This window comes from Streptomyces sp. NBC_00091 (assembly GCF_026343185.1).
Taxonomy (GTDB): Bacteria; Actinomycetota; Actinomycetes; order Streptomycetales; family Streptomycetaceae; genus Streptomyces.
Genome location: NZ_JAPEMA010000001.1, coordinates 5,371,865 through 5,394,085, shown reverse-complemented (window position 1 = coordinate 5,394,085; position 22,221 = coordinate 5,371,865). Strand labels below are relative to the sequence as shown.

Here is a 22,221-nt window from a genome sequence, read left to right as displayed (position 1 = left end):
GAGGTAGCGCACACGCTCGATACTCTTGACACCATGACGTCGCACCAGAGCACCCAGACGATGAAGCCCGCGACCGCGGCAAAGAAGCTGGGTGTGTACCTCGAGGCCACCCCCGCAGAGTTCCAGGAGGGTGTCGTCTCGCGCACCGAGCTGAACGCACTCCAGGCCGAGCCGCCGGCCTGGCTGGTGGAACTGCGGCGCAACGGCCCGCACCCGCGCCCGGTGGTCGCCTCGAAGCTGGGCATCTCCATCGCCGGTCTCGCGCGCGGCGGGGTCACCGAGGCGCTCACCACCGAGCAGATCGAGGCCCTCAAGCAGGAGAACCCCGAGTGGCTGCAGAAGGAGCGCGCCACCCAGGCCGATGTCCGCAAGGAGGCCGTGCGGATCAAGGAGAAGCAGGCGGAGCAGGCCGCGCAGCGCGCCGAGAAGCAGGGCAACGGTCCGCGTTCCTGACCTCCCCCTCCCCCACACCGACGGCCGGGCCGGATCCCTCGAGGATCCGGCCCGGCCGTCTTCGTACTCCGGCGAGACCTTGAGCCCGGGGCGGGTCCGGCTGAAACCCGTCCGGCTGTACGGCGTTAGAAGGACGTACGGACCGGCGCGTGCGCCCCCGCCCCGCGCCGGTCCGCCACGACGCCGACCACGAGCGACACGAGTACGAGGAGCGACATGACGGACCCCAGGCCGGCCGGATTCGGCCGAAGGAGACTGGCAGCCCGCTGCCGGCGCATCACCGAGGCCCCGTCGTTCGGGATGGGCGTCTTCGTCGTGATCCTGCTCAACGCGGGACTGATGGGCGCGGAGACGTACAGCGGGCTGGTGGGCGCGCACCGCCAGGCCCTGCAGATCGCGGAGGAGGCCTGCCTCACCCTGTTCGCGCTGGAAATCCTGCTGCGCCTGGGCGCCCACGCCGACAGGCCGAAAGCATTCTTCCGAGATCCGTGGAACATCTTCGACCTGCTGATCGTGGCCTCCGCCTTCGTGCCGTTCCTGCGCGAGAACACCACCGTGCTGCGGCTGCTCCGCCTCGCCCGGGTGCTGCGCACCGCCCGCTTCCTCCCCCACCTGCGCATCCTGCTGCTCGCGGTCGGGCGCAGCCTGCCGGGCACGGCCAGCTTCCTGTTCATCGGCGCGCTGGTGGTGTACGTGTACGCCATGGTCGGCTGGGTCTGCTTCGCGCAGTCCGACCCGCAGCACTACGGCTCGATCGGGCGGGCCTCGCTCACCCTGTTCCTGCTCACCACCCTGGACGGTCTGACGGACGCGGTCCGGGCCGGGCTGCAGATCTCCCGGTTCAGCATCCTCTACTACGCCTCCTACGCGCTCTTCGCCTCGTTCGTCCTGGTCAACGTCCTGATCGGGGTGGTGCTCAACTCCCTGGACGAGGCCCGGGAGATGGAGGAGGCGGACGCGCGGGCCCGGGAGCGCGCGGCGAACCCCATGGACCCGGCCGAGGAGGTCCGGGACCGGATCGCCGCGGCCCGCATCGCGCTGGACGATCTGGAGGCGAGCCTCTCCCTGGCGAAGTCCGTGCCGGCTCCCCCGCCCGGGCAGGAGCGCCTGCCGGACCGTCAGCTCGAATCCGCCGTGTAGCCCCCGGGCTCGCGCCAGCGCCCGTACCCGCGCCCCGAGCCGCCGCCGGGCGGCTCGGTTTCGGCCATCCCCGGCGCACATGCCCCTGAGGCTTGCCTCAACTCCCCTACCCCGTGCGAAAGTTGCCAACGACACCGAGCCGCTGGGCAACGGGGAGGGTGGGCGGTCATGAGTACCGAGGTGCGTACGGTCGAGGTTCCCCTGGGGGACGGCGCCGACGGGGTGCTGCGGGTGCAGATCCGCGAGGTCGACGAGTCGCTGGCGCGGGTCGGGCGCGGCGGCGGTTCCGTGGCGCGGGCGTCGCGGTCCTTCGGCGAGATGGTGGACAGCATCCGGCCGCTCGCCGACAGCTTCGTGGGACGCCTCAGCGGGCTCGCCCACCGGCCGGACGAGATCACCCTGGAGTTCGGGGTCTCCCTGTCGGCCGAGGCGGACATCGTGATCGCGAGCACCGCCACCCAGGCCAACTTCGGCGTGACCCTGACATGGAACTCCCCGGCTCCGCGGGACACCCCGTAGGCGGCGGGCAATGACCACGGCGGGAGGGTCCGCGCACGCGGACGCCGTACTGGGCTCGGCCATCGTCCGGGTCGCGGGCCCGGCCGGGCCGGTCGCCGGCGTGGGCGGCGTCGGCGTCGGCGTCGGCTTCCTGGTGACCCCCGGCCTGGCGGTGACCTGCGCGCACGTCGTCGCGGACGCGCTGGGGGTGCCGCGTACCCAGGTCGCGGCGCCGCAGGGCGTCCTGGCCCTGGACCGGCCCCTGTCCGGCGTCGCCGGCCGGGCCGAAGCCGAGGTCGAGCACTGGGTGCCGCTACGGCCGGACGGCACCGGGGACATCGCCGTACTGCGGCTGCGCACCCCGGTCCCGGGCGCGGCCGCCCTGGCCATGGCCTCGCCGACGAGCGTGTGGGACCACCCCGTGCGGGTCGCCGGGTTCCCCGCGGCCTTCCCCGGCGGTGTCTGGCACGTGGGCCGGCTGCGCGGCTGGACCGCAGAGAACTGGGTGCAGCTGTCCGGCGCCGACCAGCAGGGCGTCCCCGTGGACAAGGGCTTCAGCGGCAGCCCCGTCTGGGACGAGCAGGCCGGCGCCGTCGTCGGCATGGTGGTGGCCGCCCAGCTCTCCGGGAACCGGCAGAGCTTCGTGATCCCCACCCGGACCCTGGTCGCGGAGGTCCCCGCGCTCGGTCCCCTCCTCAGCCCGCCCTCCCCCTTCCGCGGCCTCGTCACCTTCCAGGAGGCCGACGCGGAGGTGTACTTCGGCCGGGACGCGGAGACCGAGGACATCACCGGCCTCCTGGACACCGGCCCGCGGCCCTGCGTGGCCCTCGTCGGCCCCTCCGGCTGCGGGAAGTCCTCGCTGGCCCTGGCCGGGGTGGTGCCCCGGCTGCGCGCCCGGGGGTACGAGGTGCTGGTGGTGCGGGCCGCCGAGGGGCTGCCGGTGCGCACCGCGCTCGCGGCGGAGCTGGCCCGGCTGGCGCACCCCGGCCCGGGCGGCGGGCCGGCGCAGCCGCGGGCGCTGGAGGAGTCCCTGACCCTGCACGGCCTGACCGCCACCGCCCGGTCGGCCCTCGGCGCCCGGGCGGGCCGGCTGCTCGTCGTACTCGACCAGGCCGAGGCGCTGCTCGCGGACCACCGGCACGGCGACGACGACACCGCCGGGCTGCTGTTCCCCGAGCCGTACCCCGCCGGGCTGCGGGTGCTCCTGACCCTCCGGGCCGACTTCCTCGAGGCGGCCCTGTCGCACCCCGTCCTCGGGCCCGCCCTGGACCGGGCCGCCGTACGGCCGCTGCCGCCCATGACCCGGGCCCAGATGTCCGAGGTGATCCTGCGGCCGCTGGCCCGGATCCCCGCCGTGTCGTACGACCCCGGGCTGGTCGCCCGGATGCTCGACGACGCCGGCGCCGAGCCCGGCGCCCTGCCCCTGCTGGGCTTCGTGCTGGCGCGCCTGTGGGACGAACGGGCCGTGGGCCGCCTCAGGTTCACCTCCTACGAGGAGATCGGCGGGGTCCGGGGCGCCCTGGGCCGGCACGCGGAGGCCGCCTGGCGGGCCTGCGTCGAGGAGGCCGACCAGGACGAGGCCCTGCGCCTACTCACGGCCCTGGTCCGGGTCCTGCCGGGCAGCGAGGCCCCGCTGCGCGCGGTGCTGAGCCGGGCCGATGCCGGGGAGGAGCGGTGGCGGATCGCCGGGCTGCTCGCCGAGCGGCGGATCCTCGTCGTCGGCGGGGACCCGGAGCACGGCCAGACCGTCGAACTGGCCCACGAGGCGCTGATCGGAGCCTGGCCCACCCTGGCCCGCCAGGTGGCGGAGAACCGGGAGTTCCTCACCTGGCGGGCCGGCTTCCGGCGGGACCTCGACCGCTGGCACGAGCTGGGGCAGGCCCGGGACCAGCTGCTCACGGGCGCACCGCTCGACGCCGCCGTCGGGCAGACCCAGACCCGGGGTGACGAACTCTCCCCCCGGGAGCGGGAGTTCCTGGCAGCCGGCCTGGCCCGGCGCACCGAGGAAGCGGCGCAGGCCCGGCGGACCAGGACGATCAAGCAGGCGGGCATCTCCCTCCTGAGCGTCCTGCTGGTCATCGCCGTCGTCGCCTCCTGGCAGCTCTACGGGGCCAACGGCCGGCTCGACGAGGACCTGCGCAAGGCCGCGTCCCCCCAGATCGCGGATCTGGCGGGCCGGCTGGACGACGTCTCGCTCGCCACCTCGGCGCTGATGGCCGGCGCCGCCTACCGCACGGCCCCGAGCCCCGAGGCGCAGACGGCCCTGTTCGAGCAGTACGTCCGCATGCGGCACGTCGAGCAGATCGTGTACGAGGGCAAGGGCAAGGGCGAGGTCCGGGACGCGGTGCTCAGCGAGGACGGCAACCGGGTCACCATCGGTCTGCACTCCGGCGAGGTGCAGAGAGCCGACCTGGGCTCGGGACCGCCCCGCATCACCCAGTTCCGCAGTAACATCCGCCTGGTCACGGCCTCGTCCGACGGCCGCACCGTCGCCGCATCCGATCCCCTCGGCGTCCTCACCGCGGGCGTCCACGCGGCCGACGGCACCTGGCGGACGGTGAACCTGCGCGGTGTCGAGCAGGCCAAGGAGAACGCCCGGCCGCCCACCGACCTCCGCTTCGACGCCCCGGGGCGGCGGGTGCTGGCAGCCATCCCCGGCGAAGGGGTCTCGGTGTGGGAGGCCGCCGACGGGACCCGGGTCGGCGGGACCCTCGCACCACCCGCGAGCTGGACCGTCTCACAGGCCTGGTTCGGGCCGAACGCCGACACCGTGATCGGCCGGATCGTCCCCGAGGGCTCCGCCGCCGGGGCGAAGGGCAGGCTGGTCCGCTGGCAGCTGTCCGACGGGCGCCTCGACGAGCAGCCCTGGGGCACCCAGGAGACCGGCCCGGCCACAGTCAGCGCGGACGGCTCCACCCTCGTCCGGTGCACGGACGACGGGATCCTCCAGGCCTGGGACCTGAACGGGCAGCCCAAGGTGAAGAAGCAGTACAGCACGAGTCAGCTGAGCCTGGTCTGCCCGCTGTACCTGCCCCGGCTCGACAGCACCGGCCGGTTCCTGCTCAACCCCGCGCAGCGGTTCGGGGCGAGCCTGGGCCGGTACCGGTTCCTGGTCCTGGACCTCCAGGAGGGCCTGCCCGCCACCCTCGACCTGCCCGCCCCCGCGCAGCAGGACGAGTTCGTCGCGGGCTCCCAGGCGCTGCCGGCCGTGAGCCTCGCCGGTCCGCCCGACGCGATGAAGGTGGCGGTCACCGCGGGGGGCACGGTCGTCGTCGCCCGGGTGCCCGCGCCGACCGGCTTCGACAGTGCCATGCTCACGAGCCTGGTCCGGACCGTGGACGTGGACCACGGCCGGATCGCCAGTATCGACGCGGACGGCGGGGCCCTGCGCCTGTGGGACCTGAAGACGCGCCGCCAGCTCGCGGCGGTACGCCCCTCGGCCCCGCTCGCCCGGCTCTACCCGTCGTTCAGCCCGGACGGCAAACGGCTGCTGACCGTCACCACGGACGGCCTCGGGGTGCTGGTGTGGGACCTGAAGCCGGACGGCGGCGGCCCCGGACTCGCCGAGGTCCGCCGGCTCGGCCTGCCCGCTCCCCCCGGGATCGATCCGGCGCGCGCCGATGCCCGCACGGGCCGTACCCCGGCCTGGGTCAACGTCTGGTTCGACGGAAACGACCACGCCGTGGTCTCGGCGGTCTCCTACGTGTCCCGCTGGGATCTCACGTCCGGCATACAGGCGGGGTACACCTACCGGCCGTCGGTCCAGGAACCGGTCGAGGTGTCGACCACGGCCGCCGTCCTCTTCGGGGCGGTCCGCCCCGGTCACAAACAGGCGGCGGTCCGCTCGAGGGGGGACAGCATCGAGATCTGGGACTTCACGTCGGGCAAGGCGGTGGACAACTTCGACTCCGAGAAGGGCACGCCCCGGCACATGGCCTTCGACCAGACCGGCAAGCTGCTGGCCGTGGTCACCACCGACGGGGTCCTCCGGATCCGGGACGTGGACCGGCACAAGTGGCGGACGCTGGCCTACCAGGGCGTCCAGTGGCTGAACGGCTTCCCCACCCCGACCAGGCTGAGCACGATCGCCACGGTGAACTCCTTCACCTTCTGGGACGCCGAACGCGGCACGGAGCTCTACCACTTCACCCCCGGGTACGGGGCGACGGGCGACTGGTCGGCGGACGGTACGAAGCTCGCCTGGTCGGAGGGATCGGCGGTGGAGGTGCTGCCCCTGAACCCGGAGACCTGGCGCAAGCGGGCCTGTGATCTGGCAGCCCGCCCCCTGACCTTGGTGGAGCGCGAGCTGCTGCCCCCGGGCGGCCGCTCCGACGCCTGCACGCAGCCGGCCCCCTGACCGCCGCGGATGTGACGGAATCCTGACGGGCGGCCGTCCGCCCTGGCGCCCGGGCGGGGCCGGTGGTCGAATCGGCGGGTCGACAGCTGTTGATTTGGTTGCAGGTCATTGCTGGCCGCCGGGTACCTCGTTTGGGTGAACGGATATGGCGTTGCAGGGCTTGTGTTCTTGCTGGACTGGTTGCCTGTGGGCGTCGGTATGTCCGCTGTGGCGAGTGGGAAGGAGGCGGCTGGTGGCGCGCGGTGCACGGAGGAAGAGGCTCGATCTGCGCAGCCTGGCTGCCCCGTTCACGATTGCGGCCCCGGCCGGTGCACGCATCCGTGACCGGCTGCGCCTGGGTTCGGCGGATGCGAAGGTCCTGACGCTCCTGGGTGAGCACCTCGGTCATCACGCCCGTATCGATCTGGCGGAGCGCGCCCGTATCGGCAGGGTGGCGGTCAAGGAGAATCGGCGGGCGGAGCGTAAGCGGACGCAACTACACGATCAGCGTGGACCCGGCCGACGGCACGGTCACGATCGTCCTGCCCGAACCGCTGCGACATCTCGCGAACGCACCGCGTGGCCGCTACCGGCTCGCCTGCGCCGTCACCTTCCACCACCGCCGGGACGAATGGCTAGACCGGGTTACCGCCAACCGGGCCGTCCGTTACGACATCGTGTGTGACCCCGTGCGGGGCCGCTGGTATCTCGACGCCTCCTGGTCCACCGCAAAGACCATGCTGCCCACCCCGGTTGAGCTGGCCGCCACCGGTGCCCGGCTGCCGGCCGTCGACCTCAACGCCGGCCACCTCGCCGCCTGCGTCGTGGACCCACACGGCAACCCCGTAGGTGAACCAGTCACCCTACCCACCGACCTCACCGGCCCCGCATCCCAGCGCGATGGACGCCTCCGGCAGGAAATCAGCGAACTCATCCGCCTCGCAAAACTCCACGGCTGCGCTGGCCTGGCGATCGAGAACCTCGGTTTCGAAGACGCCCGCGCCACCGGCCGGGAAACCATGGGACGCGGCAAACGCGGCAAGACCTTCCGGCGCACCGTCGCCGGACTGCCCACCACGCGCTTCCGCGAACGCCTGCGCGGCATGGCCCATCACGCGGGCCTCATCGTCGTCGCAGCCGACTACCGGCTCACCGTCGACGGGCTGGTCGAGCGCCCGGCGGCGTACAGCCTCGACGCCCTGTGCGGCCTCCCCCCGCCCGCCGGGGGCTGCGCACCGGTTCCGTCGCCAGGTGGTGGGCCGAGCGCGAGCACCCGCTGTGGCGGCCCGGGGGCTGAGCCCCCGCCCGGAGCTGCGGCGGGGGCCCGGCCGCGGGGTCAGCCGCCGTCGCGGACCGCGACGATGCCGTTGAACACGCCGACGTACGCCGTGCCGTCGGGGCCGAGGGTGATCGGCGCCCAGTTGTTGTCGTACAGCGGGCCGGTGCCGGTCAGCTGCCGCCAGCGGCGCTCACCGGTGCGGAAGTCCACCGCGGTGAGGTACCAGGCGTCGATGCCCCAGGAGTTGGGCTCCTTCTCGTAGAAGTAGAGCAGCCCGTTCGCGGTGGAGAGCTTGGGGACCACGGAGGGAGCGCGGATCGCGCTCTCCCACACCGTGTCGCAGCCGCTGCCGTCGGCGCGGACGTCGATGCGGCTGACGCCGCCGACGACCGACTTGCCCAGGAGCAGCGAGGTCGGGTTCTCGTAGCCGTAGTTGTTCTCGACGACGATGCTGTTGCCCCAGGTGATCAGGGAGTTGTCGGTGGTCGAGGCGCGGGATCCGAAGACGGGCACCTTGCAGACCAGCCGCTGGTCGGCGGGGACGTCCCGGCCCCGCTTGTAGACCAGGACGTTCATCCGGTCGTCGGCGTTGTCGGTGATGGCGACGTAGCCGTTGCCGAAGAGGTCCGGGGTGGTGCCCGAACCCTGGTTCACGGAGCCGGGCTTGGTTCCCGTTCCGCGGTCGTACGTCTGGCGCCACTGCGCTTCGGGGGTGCCGTCGGCGCGGGTGCGGAAGCTGTAGAGGGCGTGGTCGGTGACGATGGAGACACCGTCCTCGGCGACCGAGAAGGAGTTCTGGATCTCCTCGCCCTCCAGCCGGACGGAGCGGATCTGCGAGGTGGCCGGGTCCACGGTGCCGACGCGGCCCTGGCGGGTGACCCACCAGATGCGGCCGTCCCAGTCGGGCATGACGGAGGTGACGGGGTCGCAGGTGCCGCTGGGCCACAGGTTGGTCCAGCTGACGCAGTCGTGCGGGACCTGGCCGGTGAGGTCCCAGTCGTTGTCGACCGTGAACTTCCAGCTGCCGTCCGGATTCTGGGAGTGCGCCAGGCGCAGGATGTGCTGGCGGGAGTCGGCCAGCACGGCCCGGTCCTGGTTGTCCAGGTAGAAGTAGGCACCGCCCGAGGTGTCCTTGAAGATCTTCGCGAAGTCGAGCGAGGTGATCGCCTCGACCGTCGAAGAACGCTGCGGGAGCTGGTACTCCGCGAGCGTGGCGAGCGTACGGGGCTCCAGGAGCTTGACCTTGAAGCCGGAGAAGGTGCCGCAGACGGTGACGAGGCGGCCGCCGGAGTCGAAGGTGGCGGTGGCGCACTCGCCGCCCAGGGCCGCGATCTTCTCGCTGGTGACCTGCGGGTTCCTGCCCAGCGGGCCGGACCATGGCGAGGTGGCGCTGCCCGCCGCGTCCGAGTGCATGCCGCTGCGGCCGTTGGGCGCGAGGAAGGGGTGCTGCGGCGGGGCCTCGCCCGGCAGCGGGGCGGGGGCCGCGGGGCTGCCCTCGTAGTGGCTGACCAGGCGGTGGCCGGGCGCCTTGGGGATCTCCTCGGCCTGGGCCGGGGCGATCCCGCCGATCACCGTCAGGGCGGCGAGGGCTGGGACCACAGCGCAGTTCAGCGCTCTTCGGAACATCGGTCATCCTCCTTGTTCCACAGTGTTGTTGACATTGCGTCTGACATCGCGCCGCCGCCAGACGCTAGATCGCACTGCCCGAGGAGTCCATGGACGAGCCGGATGATTCACGAAGGCGCAACAGTTGATCAACTGTCCGCGATGTCGCTCCAGTGGACCGTACGGTCGCACCAGCGGCCGAGCAGCACCGGATCGTGGCCGACCGCGAGCAGCCCGGCTCCGGTCTGCCTCCGGTACTCCTCGACCACCCCGACCAGGGCCGCCGTGGTGGAGGCGTCGAGCATCGCGGTCATCTCGTCGCAGACCAGCCAGCGCGGCCGCAGCACCAGGGCCCGGGCCAGGCAGGCGCGCTGCAGCTGGCCGTCGCTGACCTCGTGGGGGCGCCGGGCGAGAAGGTCCGCGCCCAGGCCGACCCGGCCGGCCAGCTCGCCGACGGCGGATTCCGCTTCTTTACGCCGGCCCGTGGCGCGGAGCGGTTCCGCGACGAGGTCGTACAGCCTGAGGCGGGGGTTCGCGGAGAGACGGGGCTGCTGGAAGACGACGCCGACTTCGATGCGCAGGGAGCGCGGGGCCCGGTGCCGGAAGCCGGTCACCGCGCGGCCGTCCAGGGCCACCGTCCCCCGGTCGGGCCGGTGCAGCAGGGCGGCGACCCGGGCCAGGGTGGACTTCCCGCAGCCGCTGGGCCCGAGCAGGCCGAGGGCCTCGCCCGGGCGCAGCGCGAGGTGCGCGTCCCGCACGACGGGGTCGCGGCGGTCGTAGCCGGCGGTGATGCCCTTGAGCTCAAGCATGGTGGCAGGCCACCCCTTCGGTCAGCGGGGGCCGCCCGGCCCGGCAGGTGGCGTCGGCCAGGGCGCAGCGGGCGGCGAAGGCGCAGCCGGGCGGCAGGTCGCCCAGCTCGGGCGGGGTTCCGGGGACGGGGGTGAAGGCGCGCTCGGGCAGGGCGTCGAGCAGGCCGCGGGCGTAGGGGTGGCGGGGTCCCGGTTCGCCGAAGAAGGGGTCGGCTGGGGTGAGTTCCACGATCCGGCCCGCGTACATGACGGCGACGGTGTCGGCGATGCGCCGGGCCGCGGCCAGGTCGTGGGTGATCATCAGCAGGGCCCGGCCGGCGTCGCGGGTGTGGGCGCGCAGTTCGTCGACGGTGCGGTCGACGAGGTCCCGGTCGAGGCCGGTGGTCGGCTCGTCGGCGAGGAGCAGGGGGGCGTCCCCGATGAGCGCGAGGGCGGTGGCGGCGCGCTGGGCGAGGCCGCCGGAGAGCTGGTGGGGGTAGCGGTCGAGGTGGCTCGCGGGGAAGGCGGCCCGGGCCGCCGCGGCTCCGGCCGCCTTGCGGGGGTTGGCGGCGGCGGTGAGTTCCCGGAGGGTCTCCTCCAGGTGGGAGCGGATGGTGCGGACCGGGGTGAGGTGGGCGGCGGGGCTCTGCGGGACCAGGCCGACGCGCCGCCCCCGTACGGTGCGGGCCAGGGTTTTCTCGTCGGCGGCGAGCAGGTCGAGGCCGTCTTCGAGGCGGGCCGAGCCCGCGGTCTCGGCGTTCGCGGGGAGCAGGCCGAGCAGGGCGGAGGCCAGGACGGACTTGCCGCAGCCGCTCTCGCCGACGAGGGCGAGGCACTCCCCGGCCCGCAGCCGGAAGGAGGCGCCCGAGACGGCCTCGACGTGCCGCCCGCCCCGCATCCGGAAGCGGACGGACAGCCCCTCGACGGTGAGCACCGGCCCGTGCGCGCCGGCTGCGGCTGCCGGACCGGCACCGGGACCGGCACCGGCGGAGGTGGCTTCGCGGTCCCCCCGCCGGGGCGGAACCGGCTCCGGGGCGGGTGGGGGCGGTGTGCGGTGCGGGCTCACAGGTTCAGCTCCGAGCGGCGGCGGGGATTGAGCCGGTCGCGCCAGGCGCCGGCGAGGCCGGCGATGGCCAGCGTCGGGACGATCAGCAGCAGGCCGGGGAAGAGGGTGGGCCACCAGTCGCCGGCGAGCAGCGAACCGCGGCCGCCCTGCACGAGGGTGCCGAGGCTGGCCTGGTGGGCGGGCAGGCCGAGGCCGAGGAAGGACAGGGCGGACTCGTGCCACATGGCGTGCGGGACCATCAGCACCGCCGCCAGCCCGGCCTGCGGGAGCACTCCCGGAACCAGGTGCCGGACGAGGACCCGCCACCGCGAGGCGCCGCCGGAGACGGCCGCGTCCACGTACGGGCGGCCGCGCAGCGAGAGCACCTCGGCGCGCACGATGCGGGCCGTGGACAGCCAGTGGGTCAGTGCCACCGACACCACGACCGGCCAGATCCCGGGCCGGAACAGGGCCACGACGAAGATGCCCAGCAGCAGGTGCGGAATGGCGGACAGGGTGTCGACGGCCCGCATCACGAGCCGGTCGGTCCAGCCGCCCAGTGCCCCGGCGGCCGCCCCCACCGCGGTGCCGAGCACGGTGGCGACGAACGCCGCCACCAGCCCGACCAGCAGGGAGACGCGCAGCCCGTAGACGCAGCGCAGCAGCAGGTCCCGGCCCACGTCGTCGGTGCCGAAGGGGTGCTCCCACGAGGGCGGGAGCAGCTTCGCGGAGAGGTCGACGGCCTGCTGGTCCAGCTGGGCCAGCGGGGGCACCAGCAGGACGGCGAGGGCGATCAGGGCCGTGACGGCGGCCGCGGTGCGTACGCGCAGGGCGCGCGTGGAGCGGCGGCCCCGGCCGCGCCGGCGCCAGCTGAGGTCAGCCATCGAAGCCCACCCTCGGGTCGGCCAGCCCGTACAGCAGGTCGGAGAGCAGGTTGCCGGCGAGCACGGCGGCGGTGGCCAGTACGGTCAGCGCGGCCAGCAGCGGGAAGTCCACCGAGGTGGCGGCGGTGACGGTGGCGGCGGCGATGCCGGGCCAGCTGAAGACGGTCTCCACCAGCAGGGCGCCGGTGATCAGCTCCGGCACCCGGGAGCCGATGAGCGTGAGCATCGGGAGCATCCCGGAGCGGAGCGCGTGCCCCAGCAGGACCCGCCGCTCGGACAGGCCCCGCGCGCGGGCTCCTCGTACGGGGTCCTCCTCCAGCGCGCCGGCCACGCCCTGGCGCACGTAGAGGAAGAACCAGGGCAGTTGGGAGACGCCCAGCACCAGCGCGGGCAGTACCAGGTGGGAGGCGACCTGGCCGGCGGTGACGGTGTCCGCGGCCGCGTCGGTGAGGCCGCCGGAGGGCAGTACGCCCAGCCGTACCGAGAAGAACCAGACGGCGAGCAGCCCGAGCCAGTAGGCGGGGGCCGCCTCCAGGGTGTACGCGAGCCCGGACACGGCCCGGTCCAGCGCCCCGCCCTGGCGGCGCGCGGCGAGCACGCCGAGTCCGGTGCCCAGGAGGACGGCCAGGGCGAAGGCGCAGCCGGCGAGCAGCGCCGACCAGCCCACGCGCCCGGCGATGACGTCGGCGACGGGCTGGCGCAGGACGGCGGAGTCGCCGAGGTCGCCGGTGAGCGCGGAGGTGAGCCAGTCCCACCAGCGGGCGGGGAAGGGCCGGTCCACGCCGAGGTTGGCGCGCAGCTGGTCGAGTTCGGCCTGCGGGGCGGTGAGCCCGGCGGTGCCGGCGTACGCCTTCACGGGGTCGAAGGGGGACAGCGCGGCGACGGCGAAGACCCCGAAGGTGACGACGAGCAGGACGGGGACGGCGGACAGGGTCCGGCGTCCCGCCATGCGCGCCATCGGCCCCCAGGGCGGGCCGGGGCGGTGGAACGTCACTTCTGCTTCGGCTTCCAGCTCTCGACGTTCCACCACGGGCCGGAGCCCAGGCCGTGGTCGTGCGGCTCGACCTGGGTGCTCGGGCCGTCCCACTTGTCGTTCACGACGTAGAGGTGGTCGATGTGGGTGAGGAAGACGTAGCCCGGGTTCTTCACGAGTTCGCGCTGCACGGTGTCGTAGGCGGCCTTGCGGGCTGCCGGGTCGCCGCTGGTGCGGCCGTCGGCCAGGGCCCGGTCGACGGCCGGGTTGTCGTAGCGGGCCATGTTGTTGAAGCCGTCGCCGCCGAGGGAGGAGGTCAGCAGCTGGTACTGGTCGAAGTCGGGGTCGGCCGGGGAGCCGCCGCCGGCGAGGACGGCGTCGGTCTTCATCCGGGGCTCGATGACCTCCCAGGTCCCGGCCTCGGTACGGACCTCGACGCCGGCCTTCTTCGCGTCGGAGGCGAAGGCCAGCGCGTGGTCCTGGCGGATCTTGTCGCCGGAGGTGTACCAGAGCGGGAAGGAGGCGCGGACCCCGTCCTTGACGCGGATGCCGTCCTCGCCCGCCTTCCAGCCGGCGTCGTCGAGGATCTTCCGGGCCCGGTCGAGGTCGTGGGCGCGCTCGGTGCCGGCCGTGAACCAGGGGCTGTCGGTGGGGACCGGGCCGTAGGCGGCCTTGCCGGCGCCGTCCAGGAGCTTGTCGACCATCGCCCGCCGGTCGACGGCGATGTCCAGCGCCTGGCGGACCGCCACGTCGCCGGTGACGGCGTGGTGCGTGGGGAGGGTCACGTTGCGGTAGTCGAAGGTCTTGGCCGCGAGGATCCGGCGGGTCTTGTCCTGGCCGAAGCCCCTGGCGAGGTTCGGGGGCAGGATGGCCGCGTCCAGTTCCCCGGCGCGCAGCCGGGTGGCGCGGACGTCGTCGTCCTTGACGACGGCCATGGTGAACTTCTTCACCGCGGGCTCGCCACCCCAGTAGCCGGGGTTGGCCCGGAAGGTGATCTTCTCGCCCTTGGACCAGCCGGTGAGCAGGTAGGGGCCGGTGCCGACGGGCCTGGTGGTGAACTCGCCGCTGTTGACGTCCTGTCCGCCCGCGATGTGCCGGGGCGCGATGGGCAGGACGGTCCGCTCGGCGAAGGGGGCGTAGGGGTACTTGAGGGTGAAGACGACCCGGTCGGCGCCCTGGGCGGTGACGCTCTCGATGGCGTCCAGCTCGGTCTTGGAGGCGTTGTTGGTCTTCGGGTCGAGGATGGTCCGGTAGGTGAACTCGACGTCCCCGGCGGAGAAGGGCTCGCCGTCGCTGAACTTCACGCCCTGGCGCAGCTTGTAGGTGTACGTACGGCCGTCAGCGGAGACCTCCGGCAGGGCCTCGGCGAGCGCGGGCTTCAGCTTCATGTCCGAGTCGTGGGTGAGCAGCCCGTCGAAGATCTTGGAGTTGCCGTCCTTGCCGTAGCCCAGCAGCGGGCTGAGGCTCTCCGGCTCGGTGGCGATGCCGACCACCGCGGAGTCCGCGGGGGCGGTCCCCGAGGGGTTCGAGCAGGCCGCCAGGCCCGTGATGAGTGCGGCGGCGAGGGCCGCGGCGACCGCTCCCCGTACTGTCCGGGCCGTCATGCTGTGCACATCCCTGTTCAAGATCATATGTTATTGCAAAGAGATCGCAATAATGCCAGACGGGATCGGATGAGACGAACCGGCACAGACCGGCGTCCACCCCGGAGCCGCCGGGGCCCGTCGGCCGCAGGGGTCTTGTCGGCCCGCCTCCCGCCGTGCCATACATGTCTAGACCTTTCCGCGCAGCCGTACGAGGACACGGAGGGACGCACCCCGTGCGAGGCACCACTCCCCCGCGCCGCGCGTGGGCGCCGCTCGCCCTCGCCCTGGCCGCCGCCCTGACGGCCTGCGGCGCGGGCGGCGACTCCGACCCCCCGCGGGCCCCCGGCGGGCTCACCGCCCAGGCGGGCAGCGCCACTTCGGTCCACGTGATGTGGCGGGCGCCGGACGACGCCGCCGGGATCACCGGCTACCAGGTGTTCCAGACCGGCCGGCTGGTCCGGGAACTCCCCGCCGACAAGACGATGGTGGACATCACCGACCTGGCCCCGCAGACGGCGTACGCCTTCGCCGTCCGGGCCAAGGACGCGGCCGGGAACCGCTCCGCCCTCAGCGCCCCGGCCGAGGTCACCACCCCGGCCGCCAAGGCCGAGGACCACCAGGCCCCCACCGCCCCGCCGGCCACCACCGGACGCGCCGAGGGTCCCCACGCGGCCCGGCTGAGCTGGGGCGCGGCGACGGACGACACCGGCGTGACGGCGTACGACGTCTACCAGGGCGGAGTCCGCGTCCACACCGCCTCCGCCGCCGATACGGCCACCACCGTCACCGGGCTCCAGCCGGGCACCGCCTACGTCTTCACCGTCCGCGCCCGCGACGGCTCCGACAACTCCTCCCCCGACGGCCCGCCGGTGGCGGTGACCACCCCGGCCGACCCCGCCCGGGCCCCGCGCACCGCGCCCGGCGCGTTCACCGCGACCGCCTCCCCCGGCGCGGTGGACCTGACCTGGACCGCCCCGGACACCGGCCACCCGACGGGCGAGTACCAGCTCTACGTCAACGACCGGCCCGTCACCGTCATCCAGTTCGGCGCCGGCGCCGTACCGCAGGACCGCGCCTCCTACCGGCTCACCACCACCGAGCCGGGCGGGACGGTCTGGACCGTGAAGCTGCGGGCGCGGCTGCCCGACGGCAACTGGGGGGCCTTCTCGGAGGAGCGGCGGATCCTGCTGTCCGGCTGACCGGCCGACGGGCCGACGGGCCGACCGGCCGACCGGGTCGAAGCCGGTCAGCCGCGGATCCGGCCCGAACCGGCGTGCCCGATAAGAAGATCGCGCACAATACATCCGTGTTCGGTGAGTACTCGGTCAACCACAATCAGGCAGACTCCGCATCCGGGGATCCTGCGCCGGCCTCGGGCGCCATGCCGGGAAACCTGCCGCCGGAACCGGCCGGCTTCATCGGCCGGGAGGCCGAACTCCACAGCCTCGACGGCCTGTTGGGCGATCGGAGGCTGGTCACCCTGACCGGGGTGGGCGGCGTCGGCAAGTCCCGTCTCGCCCTGCGGGCCGCCGCCCGCCGCGGCCGGACCGGCGCCGGCGGAATCTGGCCGGACGGCATCTGGTGGGTGGAGCTGTCACCGCTGCGCGACCCCGGACTGCTCACCACGACCGTCGCCCACGCCGTCGGCCTCGCCGACCACTCCGTGCACCCCCTCGACGAGGAACTGTGCGCCTGGATGGCCGACAAGGCCCTGCTGCTCGTCCTCGACACCTGCGAGCACCTGGTCCCCGAGGTTCGGCACCTGGCCGGCGAACTCCTCCAGTCCGCGCCCGGCCTGACGGTGCTGGTCACCTCCCGGGAACGGCTGGGCTCCCCCGGCGAGACCGTGCTCGAAGTCCGCCCGCTGCCCTGCGAGGGCCCCGACAGCGAGGCGCTGGCCCTGTTCCGGGCCCGCGCCCTGGCCGCGAGCCCGCAGGCCTCCGCCGTCTTCGCCGACCCCGCGCGGGCCCGGACCGCCGCCGAGGTGTGCCGGCGGCTGGATGGCATCCCGCTCGCCCTGGAACTGGCCGGTGCGCGGATGCGCCGGTGGACCCTGGAGCAGATGGCGCAGCGCCTCGGCGCGCGGTTCGAGGTGCTGCGCGGCGCCCGCGCCGTGCTGCCGCCCCGGCACCAGACCATGCGGACCGCGATCGGCTGGAGCCACGAGCTCTGCGAGCCGGTGGAACGGCTGCTGTGGGCCCGGCTGTCGGTGTTCAGCGGGGACTTCGACGTCGCCGCCGCCCGGGCGGTGTGCGCCGGCGGGCCGCTGCCCGCCGCGCGGGTGGAGCGGGTACTGGAGGGGCTGGTCGCCAAGTCCGTCGTACGGCGCTCCGACGAGCGCGGGGCCGGCGCCCGCTACCGGATGCTGGACACCATCCGCGAGTTCGGCCACGACTGGCTGACGGAACTGGGCGAGGCGCGGACCGTCGCGGACCGGCACGCCCACTGGTACGCCGCGCTCTGCGGGGCCGCCGACCGGGGCTGGCTGGGGCCCGCGCAGGTGGACTGGTACCGCAGGATGAGCGCCGAGCACGCGCAGCTGCGCACCGCCCTGGAACACCTGCTGCGCACGGACCCCGCGGCGGCCCTGGAGATGGCCGGGGCCCTGTGGTTCTTCTGGTTCTCCTGCGGGCACGTCCACGAGGGCCGGGCCTTCCTGGAACGGGCCCTGGGCGGGGCCCCGCCGACGGGGGCCGCCCATGTCCAGGCGCTGTGGGCGCTCGGGCTGACGATGCTGCTCCAGGGCGACATGGGGGCGGCCCAGGAGGTGGGCGCCCGGTGCACCCGGGCGGCGGCCCTGCTCGCCGACCCGGAGCGGCGGCTGCGCGCCGCCTACCTGCGGGCGGCGTCGGTCCTGATGCCGGGCGACCCGGCGGGGGCGCTCGCGCTGGCGGGGCCCCGGGCGCGGGCGGGGCACGGCGGCCGCAGCAGCGGCGCGGGCTGGCTGCTGTGCCGGCTGGCCACCGCGTACGCCCTGTGCGACCTGGGGCGCTTCGAGGAGGCCACCGAGGAGGCGCGGGGGCTGCGCGAGGCGTGTGCGGAGCTGGGTGAGCGCTGGCTGCGGGCGTACGCGGACTACGTCCTGGCCATCGCGGCGCTGGGGCTGGGCCAGCACGGCGAGGCAGCGCGGCACGTACGGGCGGCCCTGTCCGGCAAACGGCTGCTGGGCGACCGCTTCGGCATCGCGCTGGGCCTGGACCTGCTCGCGGCGGCCGTGGCGGCCCTCGGCGACGGGGAACTGGCCGCGCGGCTGCTCGGCACCGGGCACGCCTGGTGGCGCACGGTGGGGCGGCCCCAGATGGGCTCCCCCTCGCTGACGGCCCTGCGGGACCAGGGCGAGCGCCAGGCCAGGGCCGCCATCGGCGACGCGGCGTACGAGACCGCGTTCCGGGGCGGCGCGGCGTCGTCCACCGGCTGACTGCGTCTCACGACTGAGCGGCAGCCGGTGGACCACGTAAGGGTGTCGGGGCTCCCGTCAGTACGGGAGGGGTCTGCCCGACGGTGTGCGCAGGTCCAGGTCTCGGGGGGCGGGCTTGGGGACGGGCTTGCGGATCAGCTGCTGGCGCATGCTGCCTCCTCGCTCAGACCAGGGCCGGGCGACGGGGTTCCACCGTCCGGCCTTCGGGGAGCAGTTCACCGGTGTCGTCGAAGACGACCACGCCGTTGCAGAGCAGACTCCATCCCTGTTCCGGATGGGAGGCCACGACGCGTGCGGCCTCGTGATCGGCGCTGTCGGCGGGCGGGCAGGGGGGCTGGTGGGAGCACATGGCGCACCTCCTCGCAGTGTGGGGCGGGAGGGCCGGTGGTCACCCGGTCGAATCCGCGATCCACGGTGGCGGTGAGTATTACTGATCGCCGCCCCCGGACGGAACCCATATTCGAGGTCCAGTTCAGGGTGTGTATGCCCGCTTACCATGCGCTCATGCCCGTTATCCGGATCATTCGCCGCACGTCTCTCGCGCCGGCCGAGGTGTGGGAGCGGCTCACGGACTGGGAACGCCACGGGGCGCAGGTCCCGCTCACCCGGACGATCATCGAGACGGAGCCGCCGACGCGCGTCGGCACCCGCTTCACGGCGCGCACGGGAGTGGGCAGGATCACGTGCGACGACCCGATGGAGGTCGTGCTCTGGGACCCCCCGAGGCTGGTCCGGATCGAGAAGCGCGGCGGCGCGGTCACAGGCTGGGCGGAAATCGAGCTCCGCCCCGACCCCGCCGGCGGCACGGAGGTCCACTGGCGCGAGGACCTCACCCTCCCCCGCCTCCCCCACGCCCTGACCCCCCTGGTGACCTGGACAGGCCGCCACCTCTTCACCCACGCCCTGACCCGCCTCCTCCGCCAGTAAACGCCCGGCCGCAGCCCAAGCGGCCAGGGCGCAGCCCACCCGGCTTCCGGGCGCCGGCCCGGGGAGTCCCGGGCGCCCAGCACCGCGGATCCCGGGCCCAGCCCAGGGGGTCCGGGCGCAGCCCACGCGGCCAGGCGCAGCCCACGCGACTTCCGGGCACCAGCCCGGGGGGCCCGGGCGCGCAGCCCCGCGGGTCCCGGGCGCAGCCCGACGGTTCCGGGCGCAGCCCGAGGGGTCCCGGGCGCAGCCCGAGGGGTCCCGGGCGCAGCCCGAGGGGTCCCGGGCGCAGCCCGAGGGGTCCCGGGCGCAGCCCGAGGGGTCCCGGGCGCAGCCCGAGGGGTCCCGGGCACAGCCCGAGGGGTCCCGGGCACAGCCCGAGGGGTCCCGGGCACAGCCCGAGGGGTCCCGGGCACAGCCCGAGGGGTCCCGGGCACAGCCCGAGGGGTCCCGGGCACAGCCCGAGGGGTCCCGGGCACAGCCCGAGGGGTCCCGGGCACAGCCCGGCGGGTTCCGGGCGCAGCCCGAGGGGTCCCGGGCGCAGCCCGAGGGGTCCGGGCGCAGCCCGGCGGGGTTCCCGGGGCGGGCGCGCCCCGGGCCACGTAAAGCCGCGGCTAGCGGATCGGCATGCCGGAGATGGTGCGCGCGATCACCAGTCGCTGGATCTCGCTGGTCCCCTCGAAGATCGTGTAGATCGCGCTGTCCCGGTGCATCCGCTCCACCGGGTACTCCCGGGTGAAGCCGTTGCCGCCGAGGATCTGGACCGCCTGGGAGGTGACCTTCTTCGCCACCTCGCTCGCGTAGAGCTTCGACATGGAGCCCTCCGCCGAGGTGAACGGCTTGCCCGCGACCGCCATCCAGGACGCCCGCCACACCAGCAGCCGGGCCGCGTCGATCTGCGTGCGCATGTCCGCGAGCTGGAAGGCCACCCCCTGGTTGTCGATGATCGGGCGACCGAACTGGGTGCGGGTGCGCGCGTAGTCCAGGGCGACCTCGTACGCCGCGCGCGCCGTGCCGACGGCCATCGCCCCGACGGCCGGCCGGGAGGCCTCGAAGGTGGCCATGGCGGCGTTCTTGACCCGCTCGCCGCCGCCCGCGGCCGCCCGCTCACGGGCCCGCGCGAGGCGCTCGTCGAGCTTCTCCTTGCCGCCCAGCAGGCAGGAGCCGGGGATCCGGCAGTCCTCCAGGACCACCTCGGCGGTGTGCGAGGCGCGGATGCCGTGCTTCTTGAACTTCTGGCCCTGCGAGAGCCCCGGGGTGCCCGGCGGCACGATGAAGGAGGCGTGCCCCTTCGTGCCGAGTTCCGGGTCGACCACCGCGACGACGATGTGGACGTTGGCGATGCCGCCGTTGGTGGCCCAGGTCTTGGTGCCGCTGAGCACCCACTCGTCCTTGGCCTCGTCGTATACGGCCCGGGTGCGCATGGCGCCGACGTCGGAGCCGGCGTCCGGCTCGGAGGAGCAGAAGGCGGCGACCTTGACGTCGTCCGGCGTCCCGTACATCTGCGGGATCCAGGTGCCGATCTGCTCCTCGGTGCCGTTGGCGAGGACCCCGATGGCCGCGAGGCCGGTGCCGACGATCGACAGCGCGATGCCCGCGTCGCCCCAGAACAGCTCCTCCATGGCCATGGGGACGCCGAGGCCGGTCGGGTCGAAGAACTGCTGGGCGTAGAAGTCCAGCGAGTAGATGCCGATCTTGGCGGCCTCCTGGATGACGGGCCACGGAGTCTCTTCCCGCTCGTCCCATTCCGCCGCCGCGGGCCTGATCACATCGGCCGCGAAGCCGTGGATCCAGTCGCGGACCTGCTTCTGGTCGTCGTTGAGCTCCATGGTGAACTCCGCCATGTCCCCTCCAGCTGTCTCACACCATTGCCGTTACTGCCGGTAACCCTCACCGTGGCCACAGTCTGTTACCGGCCGGTAAGCACTGTCAAGCGCCGCCGGTTCGGTGGCGGGGGTGTGCGGGGTGTTACGTTGCGTGGGCGTCACGCACATCGCAAGGGCGGGGAGAGAAACACGTCATGGAGACCACTCAGCAGGCCGGCGAGCCGGGAGCGGCAGAACGCCGCCGGCGCGAGCTGCTCGAGGCGGCGGACCGCGTCGTACTCAGGGACGGCCCCAAGGCCTCCATGAACGCCATCGCGGCGGAGGCGGGCATCACCAAGCCCATCCTGTACCGGCACTTCGGCGACAAGGCGGGCCTCTACCAGGCGCTCGCCGTCCGGCACACCGACGCCCTGCTCGACTCGCTGCGGGCCGCGCTCGACGCCCCGGCCGAACGCCGGCGCCGGGTGGAGTCCACCCTGGACACCTACCTGGCCGCCATCGAGGCCCGCCCGCAGGTCTACCGGTTCCTGATGCACCCCGCCGAGGACTCGCAGAGCACCGAGCGCGGCTTCGACGTCGGCCTGCACTCCGCCCCGCTGCTGCGCCGGCTCGGCGAGGAGCTGGCCAAGGTGGTGGGGGAACGGGTCGACCTGGGCCCGGGTGGCGAACAGCTCGCCCGGATCTGGGGCCACGGCATCGTCGGCATGATGCACGCGGCCGGCGACTGGTGGCTCGGCGAGCGCCCCTGCGGGCGGGCCGAGCTGGTGGCGGGCCTCACCGACCTGCTCTGGGGCCGCCTGGCCACCGCCGGCAACCGCGCCGACGGCCCGGGCTTCTGACCGTACCCGGACCGGCGAACACGCCCCTGCGGCACGCCACTTCGGCGGCGCGGCGCGGGGCAGCCGCTACGCCTGGACCCCGCCCCACGGGGCCTTGCGGATGGCCCGGCGCAGCCGGCGGGCGCGCAGCCCGGTCACCCGGTCCGCGTAGACCGTGCCGTCGAGGTGGTCGCACTCGTGCTGGAGGCACCGGGCGAAGAACCCGGTGCCCTCGATGCGCACGGGTTCCCCGTCGGAGTCGACCCCCTCGACGACCGCCCGGTCGAAGCGGACGGTGCCCGCCTCCAGGCCGGGCAGCGACAGACAGCCCTCGGGGCCGCGGAGCTCGTACCCGTCGGCCTCGACCAGCCGGGGGTTCACCACGTGGCCCACGTGGCGGACGTCCTCGTCGTCGGGGCAGTCGTAGACGAAGACCCGCTGCCCGGTCCCGATCTGGTTCGCGGCGAGGCCCACGCCCTGGGCGGCGTACATCGTGGCGAACATGTCCTCGATGAGCCGGCCGAGTGCGGGGCCGAAGTCGGTGACCTCGGCGCAGGGCGAGTGGAGCACCGGATCGCCCAGCAGGCTCATGGTGCGGACGAGTCCGGTGGTACCGGGGAGGGGGCGCTGTCGCATGGCCGTAAGGGT

The 22,221-nt window shown here is 74.1% G+C and carries 18 protein-coding genes and 1 pseudogene; 9 read left to right on the top strand and 10 right to left on the bottom strand.

Annotated features, from left to right (window positions below; translation table 11 throughout):
• Window positions 1–33 precede the first annotated feature (33 nt).
• The 4 genes from OOK34_RS24930 (at window position 34) to OOK34_RS24915 (ending at window position 6,448) form a co-directional block, all read left to right on the top strand.
• Window positions 34–453, top strand: a complete 420-nt coding sequence (locus OOK34_RS24930) for a DUF5997 family protein (RefSeq protein WP_267036074.1) — start codon at window positions 34–36, stop codon at window positions 451–453.
• A 216-nt stretch (window positions 454–669) separates the two neighbouring features.
• Window positions 670–1,593, top strand: a complete 924-nt coding sequence (locus OOK34_RS24925) for an ion transporter (RefSeq protein WP_267036073.1) — start codon at window positions 670–672, stop codon at window positions 1,591–1,593.
• A 168-nt stretch (window positions 1,594–1,761) separates the two neighbouring features.
• Window positions 1,762–2,112: a CU044_2847 family protein gene (locus tag OOK34_RS24920; protein ID WP_267036072.1), complete on the top strand. Its 351-nt coding sequence runs from the start codon at window positions 1,762–1,764 to the stop codon at window positions 2,110–2,112.
• 10 nt (window positions 2,113–2,122) lie between these two features.
• Window positions 2,123–6,448, top strand: coding sequence for a trypsin-like peptidase domain-containing protein (locus tag OOK34_RS24915; protein WP_267036071.1), 4,326 nt, complete (start codon window positions 2,123–2,125; stop codon window positions 6,446–6,448).
• Between the two features lie 842 nt (window positions 6,449–7,290).
• Here the strand turns inward: OOK34_RS24915 and OOK34_RS24910 are convergent.
• Window positions 7,291–7,542, bottom strand: a complete 252-nt coding sequence (locus OOK34_RS24910) for a hypothetical protein (protein WP_267036070.1) — start codon at window positions 7,540–7,542, stop codon at window positions 7,291–7,293.
• 95 nt (window positions 7,543–7,637) lie between these two features.
• Here OOK34_RS24910 and OOK34_RS24905 point away from each other — a divergent pair.
• Window positions 7,638–7,724, top strand: a pseudogene (locus OOK34_RS24905) (formate dehydrogenase); the annotation flags it as partial.
• Window positions 7,725–7,763: 39 nt separating this feature from the next.
• Here OOK34_RS24905 and OOK34_RS24900 read toward each other — a convergent pair.
• The 6 genes from OOK34_RS24900 to OOK34_RS24875 all read right to left on the bottom strand — a co-directional run bounded on the left by OOK34_RS24900 (window position 7,764) and on the right by OOK34_RS24875 (window position 14,605).
• The gene (locus OOK34_RS24900) at window positions 7,764–9,332 is read right to left on the bottom strand and encodes a hypothetical protein (RefSeq protein WP_267036069.1); all 1,569 of its coding nucleotides are present in this window, start codon (window positions 9,330–9,332) and stop codon (window positions 7,764–7,766) included.
• 128 nt (window positions 9,333–9,460) lie between these two features.
• Window positions 9,461–10,120 carry an ABC transporter ATP-binding protein gene (locus OOK34_RS24895; RefSeq protein WP_267036068.1) on the bottom strand — a complete coding sequence of 220 codons (660 nt, stop codon included), beginning with the start codon at window positions 10,118–10,120 and terminating at the stop codon, window positions 9,461–9,463.
• Window positions 10,113–10,997, bottom strand: coding sequence for an ABC transporter ATP-binding protein (locus OOK34_RS24890; protein ID WP_267036897.1), 885 nt, complete (start codon window positions 10,995–10,997; stop codon window positions 10,113–10,115). The genes OOK34_RS24895 and OOK34_RS24890 overlap by 8 nt, the downstream gene beginning before the upstream one ends.
• A gap of 164 nt (window positions 10,998–11,161) precedes the next feature.
• Window positions 11,162–12,028, bottom strand: a complete 867-nt coding sequence (locus OOK34_RS24885) for an ABC transporter permease (RefSeq protein WP_267036067.1) — start codon at window positions 12,026–12,028, stop codon at window positions 11,162–11,164.
• On the bottom strand, window positions 12,021–12,986 hold the full coding sequence (locus tag OOK34_RS24880; RefSeq protein WP_267036896.1) for an ABC transporter permease: 966 nt from the start codon (window positions 12,984–12,986) through the stop codon (window positions 12,021–12,023). Before OOK34_RS24880 ends, OOK34_RS24885 begins: the two co-directional genes overlap by 8 nt.
• Before the next feature lie 32 nt (window positions 12,987–13,018).
• Window positions 13,019–14,605, bottom strand: coding sequence for an ABC transporter substrate-binding protein (locus OOK34_RS24875; RefSeq protein ID WP_267036066.1), 1,587 nt, complete (start codon window positions 14,603–14,605; stop codon window positions 13,019–13,021).
• 215 nt (window positions 14,606–14,820) lie between these two features.
• Between OOK34_RS24875 and OOK34_RS24870 the strand changes: the two genes are divergently transcribed.
• Both OOK34_RS24870 and OOK34_RS24865 read left to right on the top strand, forming a co-directional pair.
• Window positions 14,821–15,786, top strand: coding sequence for a fibronectin type III domain-containing protein (locus OOK34_RS24870; RefSeq protein WP_267036065.1), 966 nt, complete (start codon window positions 14,821–14,823; stop codon window positions 15,784–15,786).
• 107 nt (window positions 15,787–15,893) lie between these two features.
• Window positions 15,894–18,005, top strand: coding sequence for an NB-ARC domain-containing protein (locus OOK34_RS24865; RefSeq protein WP_267036064.1), 2,112 nt, complete (start codon window positions 15,894–15,896; stop codon window positions 18,003–18,005).
• Window positions 18,006–18,168: 163 nt separating this feature from the next.
• Here OOK34_RS24865 and OOK34_RS24860 read toward each other — a convergent pair whose 3' ends face one another.
• Entirely contained in the window at window positions 18,169–18,354 is a 186-nt protein-coding gene (locus OOK34_RS24860) for a DUF5999 family protein (protein WP_100661028.1), read from the bottom strand.
• A 155-nt stretch (window positions 18,355–18,509) separates the two neighbouring features.
• Between OOK34_RS24860 and OOK34_RS24855 the strand changes: the two genes are divergently transcribed.
• Window positions 18,510–18,932: an SRPBCC family protein gene (locus tag OOK34_RS24855; RefSeq protein WP_267036063.1), complete on the top strand. Its 423-nt coding sequence runs from the start codon at window positions 18,510–18,512 to the stop codon at window positions 18,930–18,932.
• Window positions 18,933–19,543: 611 nt separating this feature from the next.
• Here OOK34_RS24855 and OOK34_RS24850 read toward each other — a convergent pair.
• Complete coding sequence (locus tag OOK34_RS24850; protein ID WP_267036062.1) at window positions 19,544–20,773, bottom strand: acyl-CoA dehydrogenase family protein; 1,230 nt, start codon at window positions 20,771–20,773, stop codon at window positions 19,544–19,546.
• 176 nt (window positions 20,774–20,949) lie between these two features.
• Between OOK34_RS24850 and OOK34_RS24845 the strand changes: the two genes are divergently transcribed.
• Window positions 20,950–21,594: a TetR family transcriptional regulator gene (locus OOK34_RS24845; RefSeq protein WP_267036061.1), complete on the top strand. Its 645-nt coding sequence runs from the start codon at window positions 20,950–20,952 to the stop codon at window positions 21,592–21,594.
• A gap of 66 nt (window positions 21,595–21,660) precedes the next feature.
• Here the strand turns inward: OOK34_RS24845 and def are convergent, their stop codons facing one another.
• Window positions 21,661–22,209: a peptide deformylase gene (gene def / locus OOK34_RS24840; protein ID WP_267036060.1), complete on the bottom strand. Its 549-nt coding sequence runs from the start codon at window positions 22,207–22,209 to the stop codon at window positions 21,661–21,663.
• Window positions 22,210–22,221 lie beyond the last annotated feature (12 nt).

Coding starts and splice junctions, on each gene's coding strand:
- OOK34_RS24850 (WP_267036062.1), bottom strand. CDS start 20,773: ATGGCGGAGTTCACCATGGAGCTCAACGACGACCAGAAGCAGGTCCGC.
- def (WP_267036060.1), bottom strand. CDS start 22,209: ATGCGACAGCGCCCCCTCCCCGGTACCACCGGACTCGTCCGCACCATG.
- OOK34_RS24930 (WP_267036074.1), top strand. CDS start 34: ATGACGTCGCACCAGAGCACCCAGACGATGAAGCCCGCGACCGCGGCA.
- OOK34_RS24885 (WP_267036067.1), bottom strand. CDS start 12,028: ATGGCTGACCTCAGCTGGCGCCGGCGCGGCCGGGGCCGCCGCTCCACG.
- OOK34_RS24890 (WP_267036897.1), bottom strand. CDS start 10,997: ATGCGGGGCGGGCGGCACGTCGAGGCCGTCTCGGGCGCCTCCTTCCGG.
- OOK34_RS24845 (WP_267036061.1), top strand. CDS start 20,950: ATGGAGACCACTCAGCAGGCCGGCGAGCCGGGAGCGGCAGAACGCCGC.
- OOK34_RS24895 (WP_267036068.1), bottom strand. CDS start 10,120: ATGCTTGAGCTCAAGGGCATCACCGCCGGCTACGACCGCCGCGACCCC.
- OOK34_RS24915 (WP_267036071.1), top strand. CDS start 2,123: ATGACCACGGCGGGAGGGTCCGCGCACGCGGACGCCGTACTGGGCTCG.
- OOK34_RS24880 (WP_267036896.1), bottom strand. CDS start 12,986: ATGGCGCGCATGGCGGGACGCCGGACCCTGTCCGCCGTCCCCGTCCTG.
- OOK34_RS24855 (WP_267036063.1), top strand. CDS start 18,510: ATGCCCGTTATCCGGATCATTCGCCGCACGTCTCTCGCGCCGGCCGAG.
- OOK34_RS24900 (WP_267036069.1), bottom strand. CDS start 9,332: ATGTTCCGAAGAGCGCTGAACTGCGCTGTGGTCCCAGCCCTCGCCGCC.
- OOK34_RS24925 (WP_267036073.1), top strand. CDS start 670: ATGACGGACCCCAGGCCGGCCGGATTCGGCCGAAGGAGACTGGCAGCC.
- OOK34_RS24860 (WP_100661028.1), bottom strand. CDS start 18,354: ATGTGCTCCCACCAGCCCCCCTGCCCGCCCGCCGACAGCGCCGATCAC.
- OOK34_RS24875 (WP_267036066.1), bottom strand. CDS start 14,605: ATGACGGCCCGGACAGTACGGGGAGCGGTCGCCGCGGCCCTCGCCGCC.
- OOK34_RS24920 (WP_267036072.1), top strand. CDS start 1,762: ATGAGTACCGAGGTGCGTACGGTCGAGGTTCCCCTGGGGGACGGCGCC.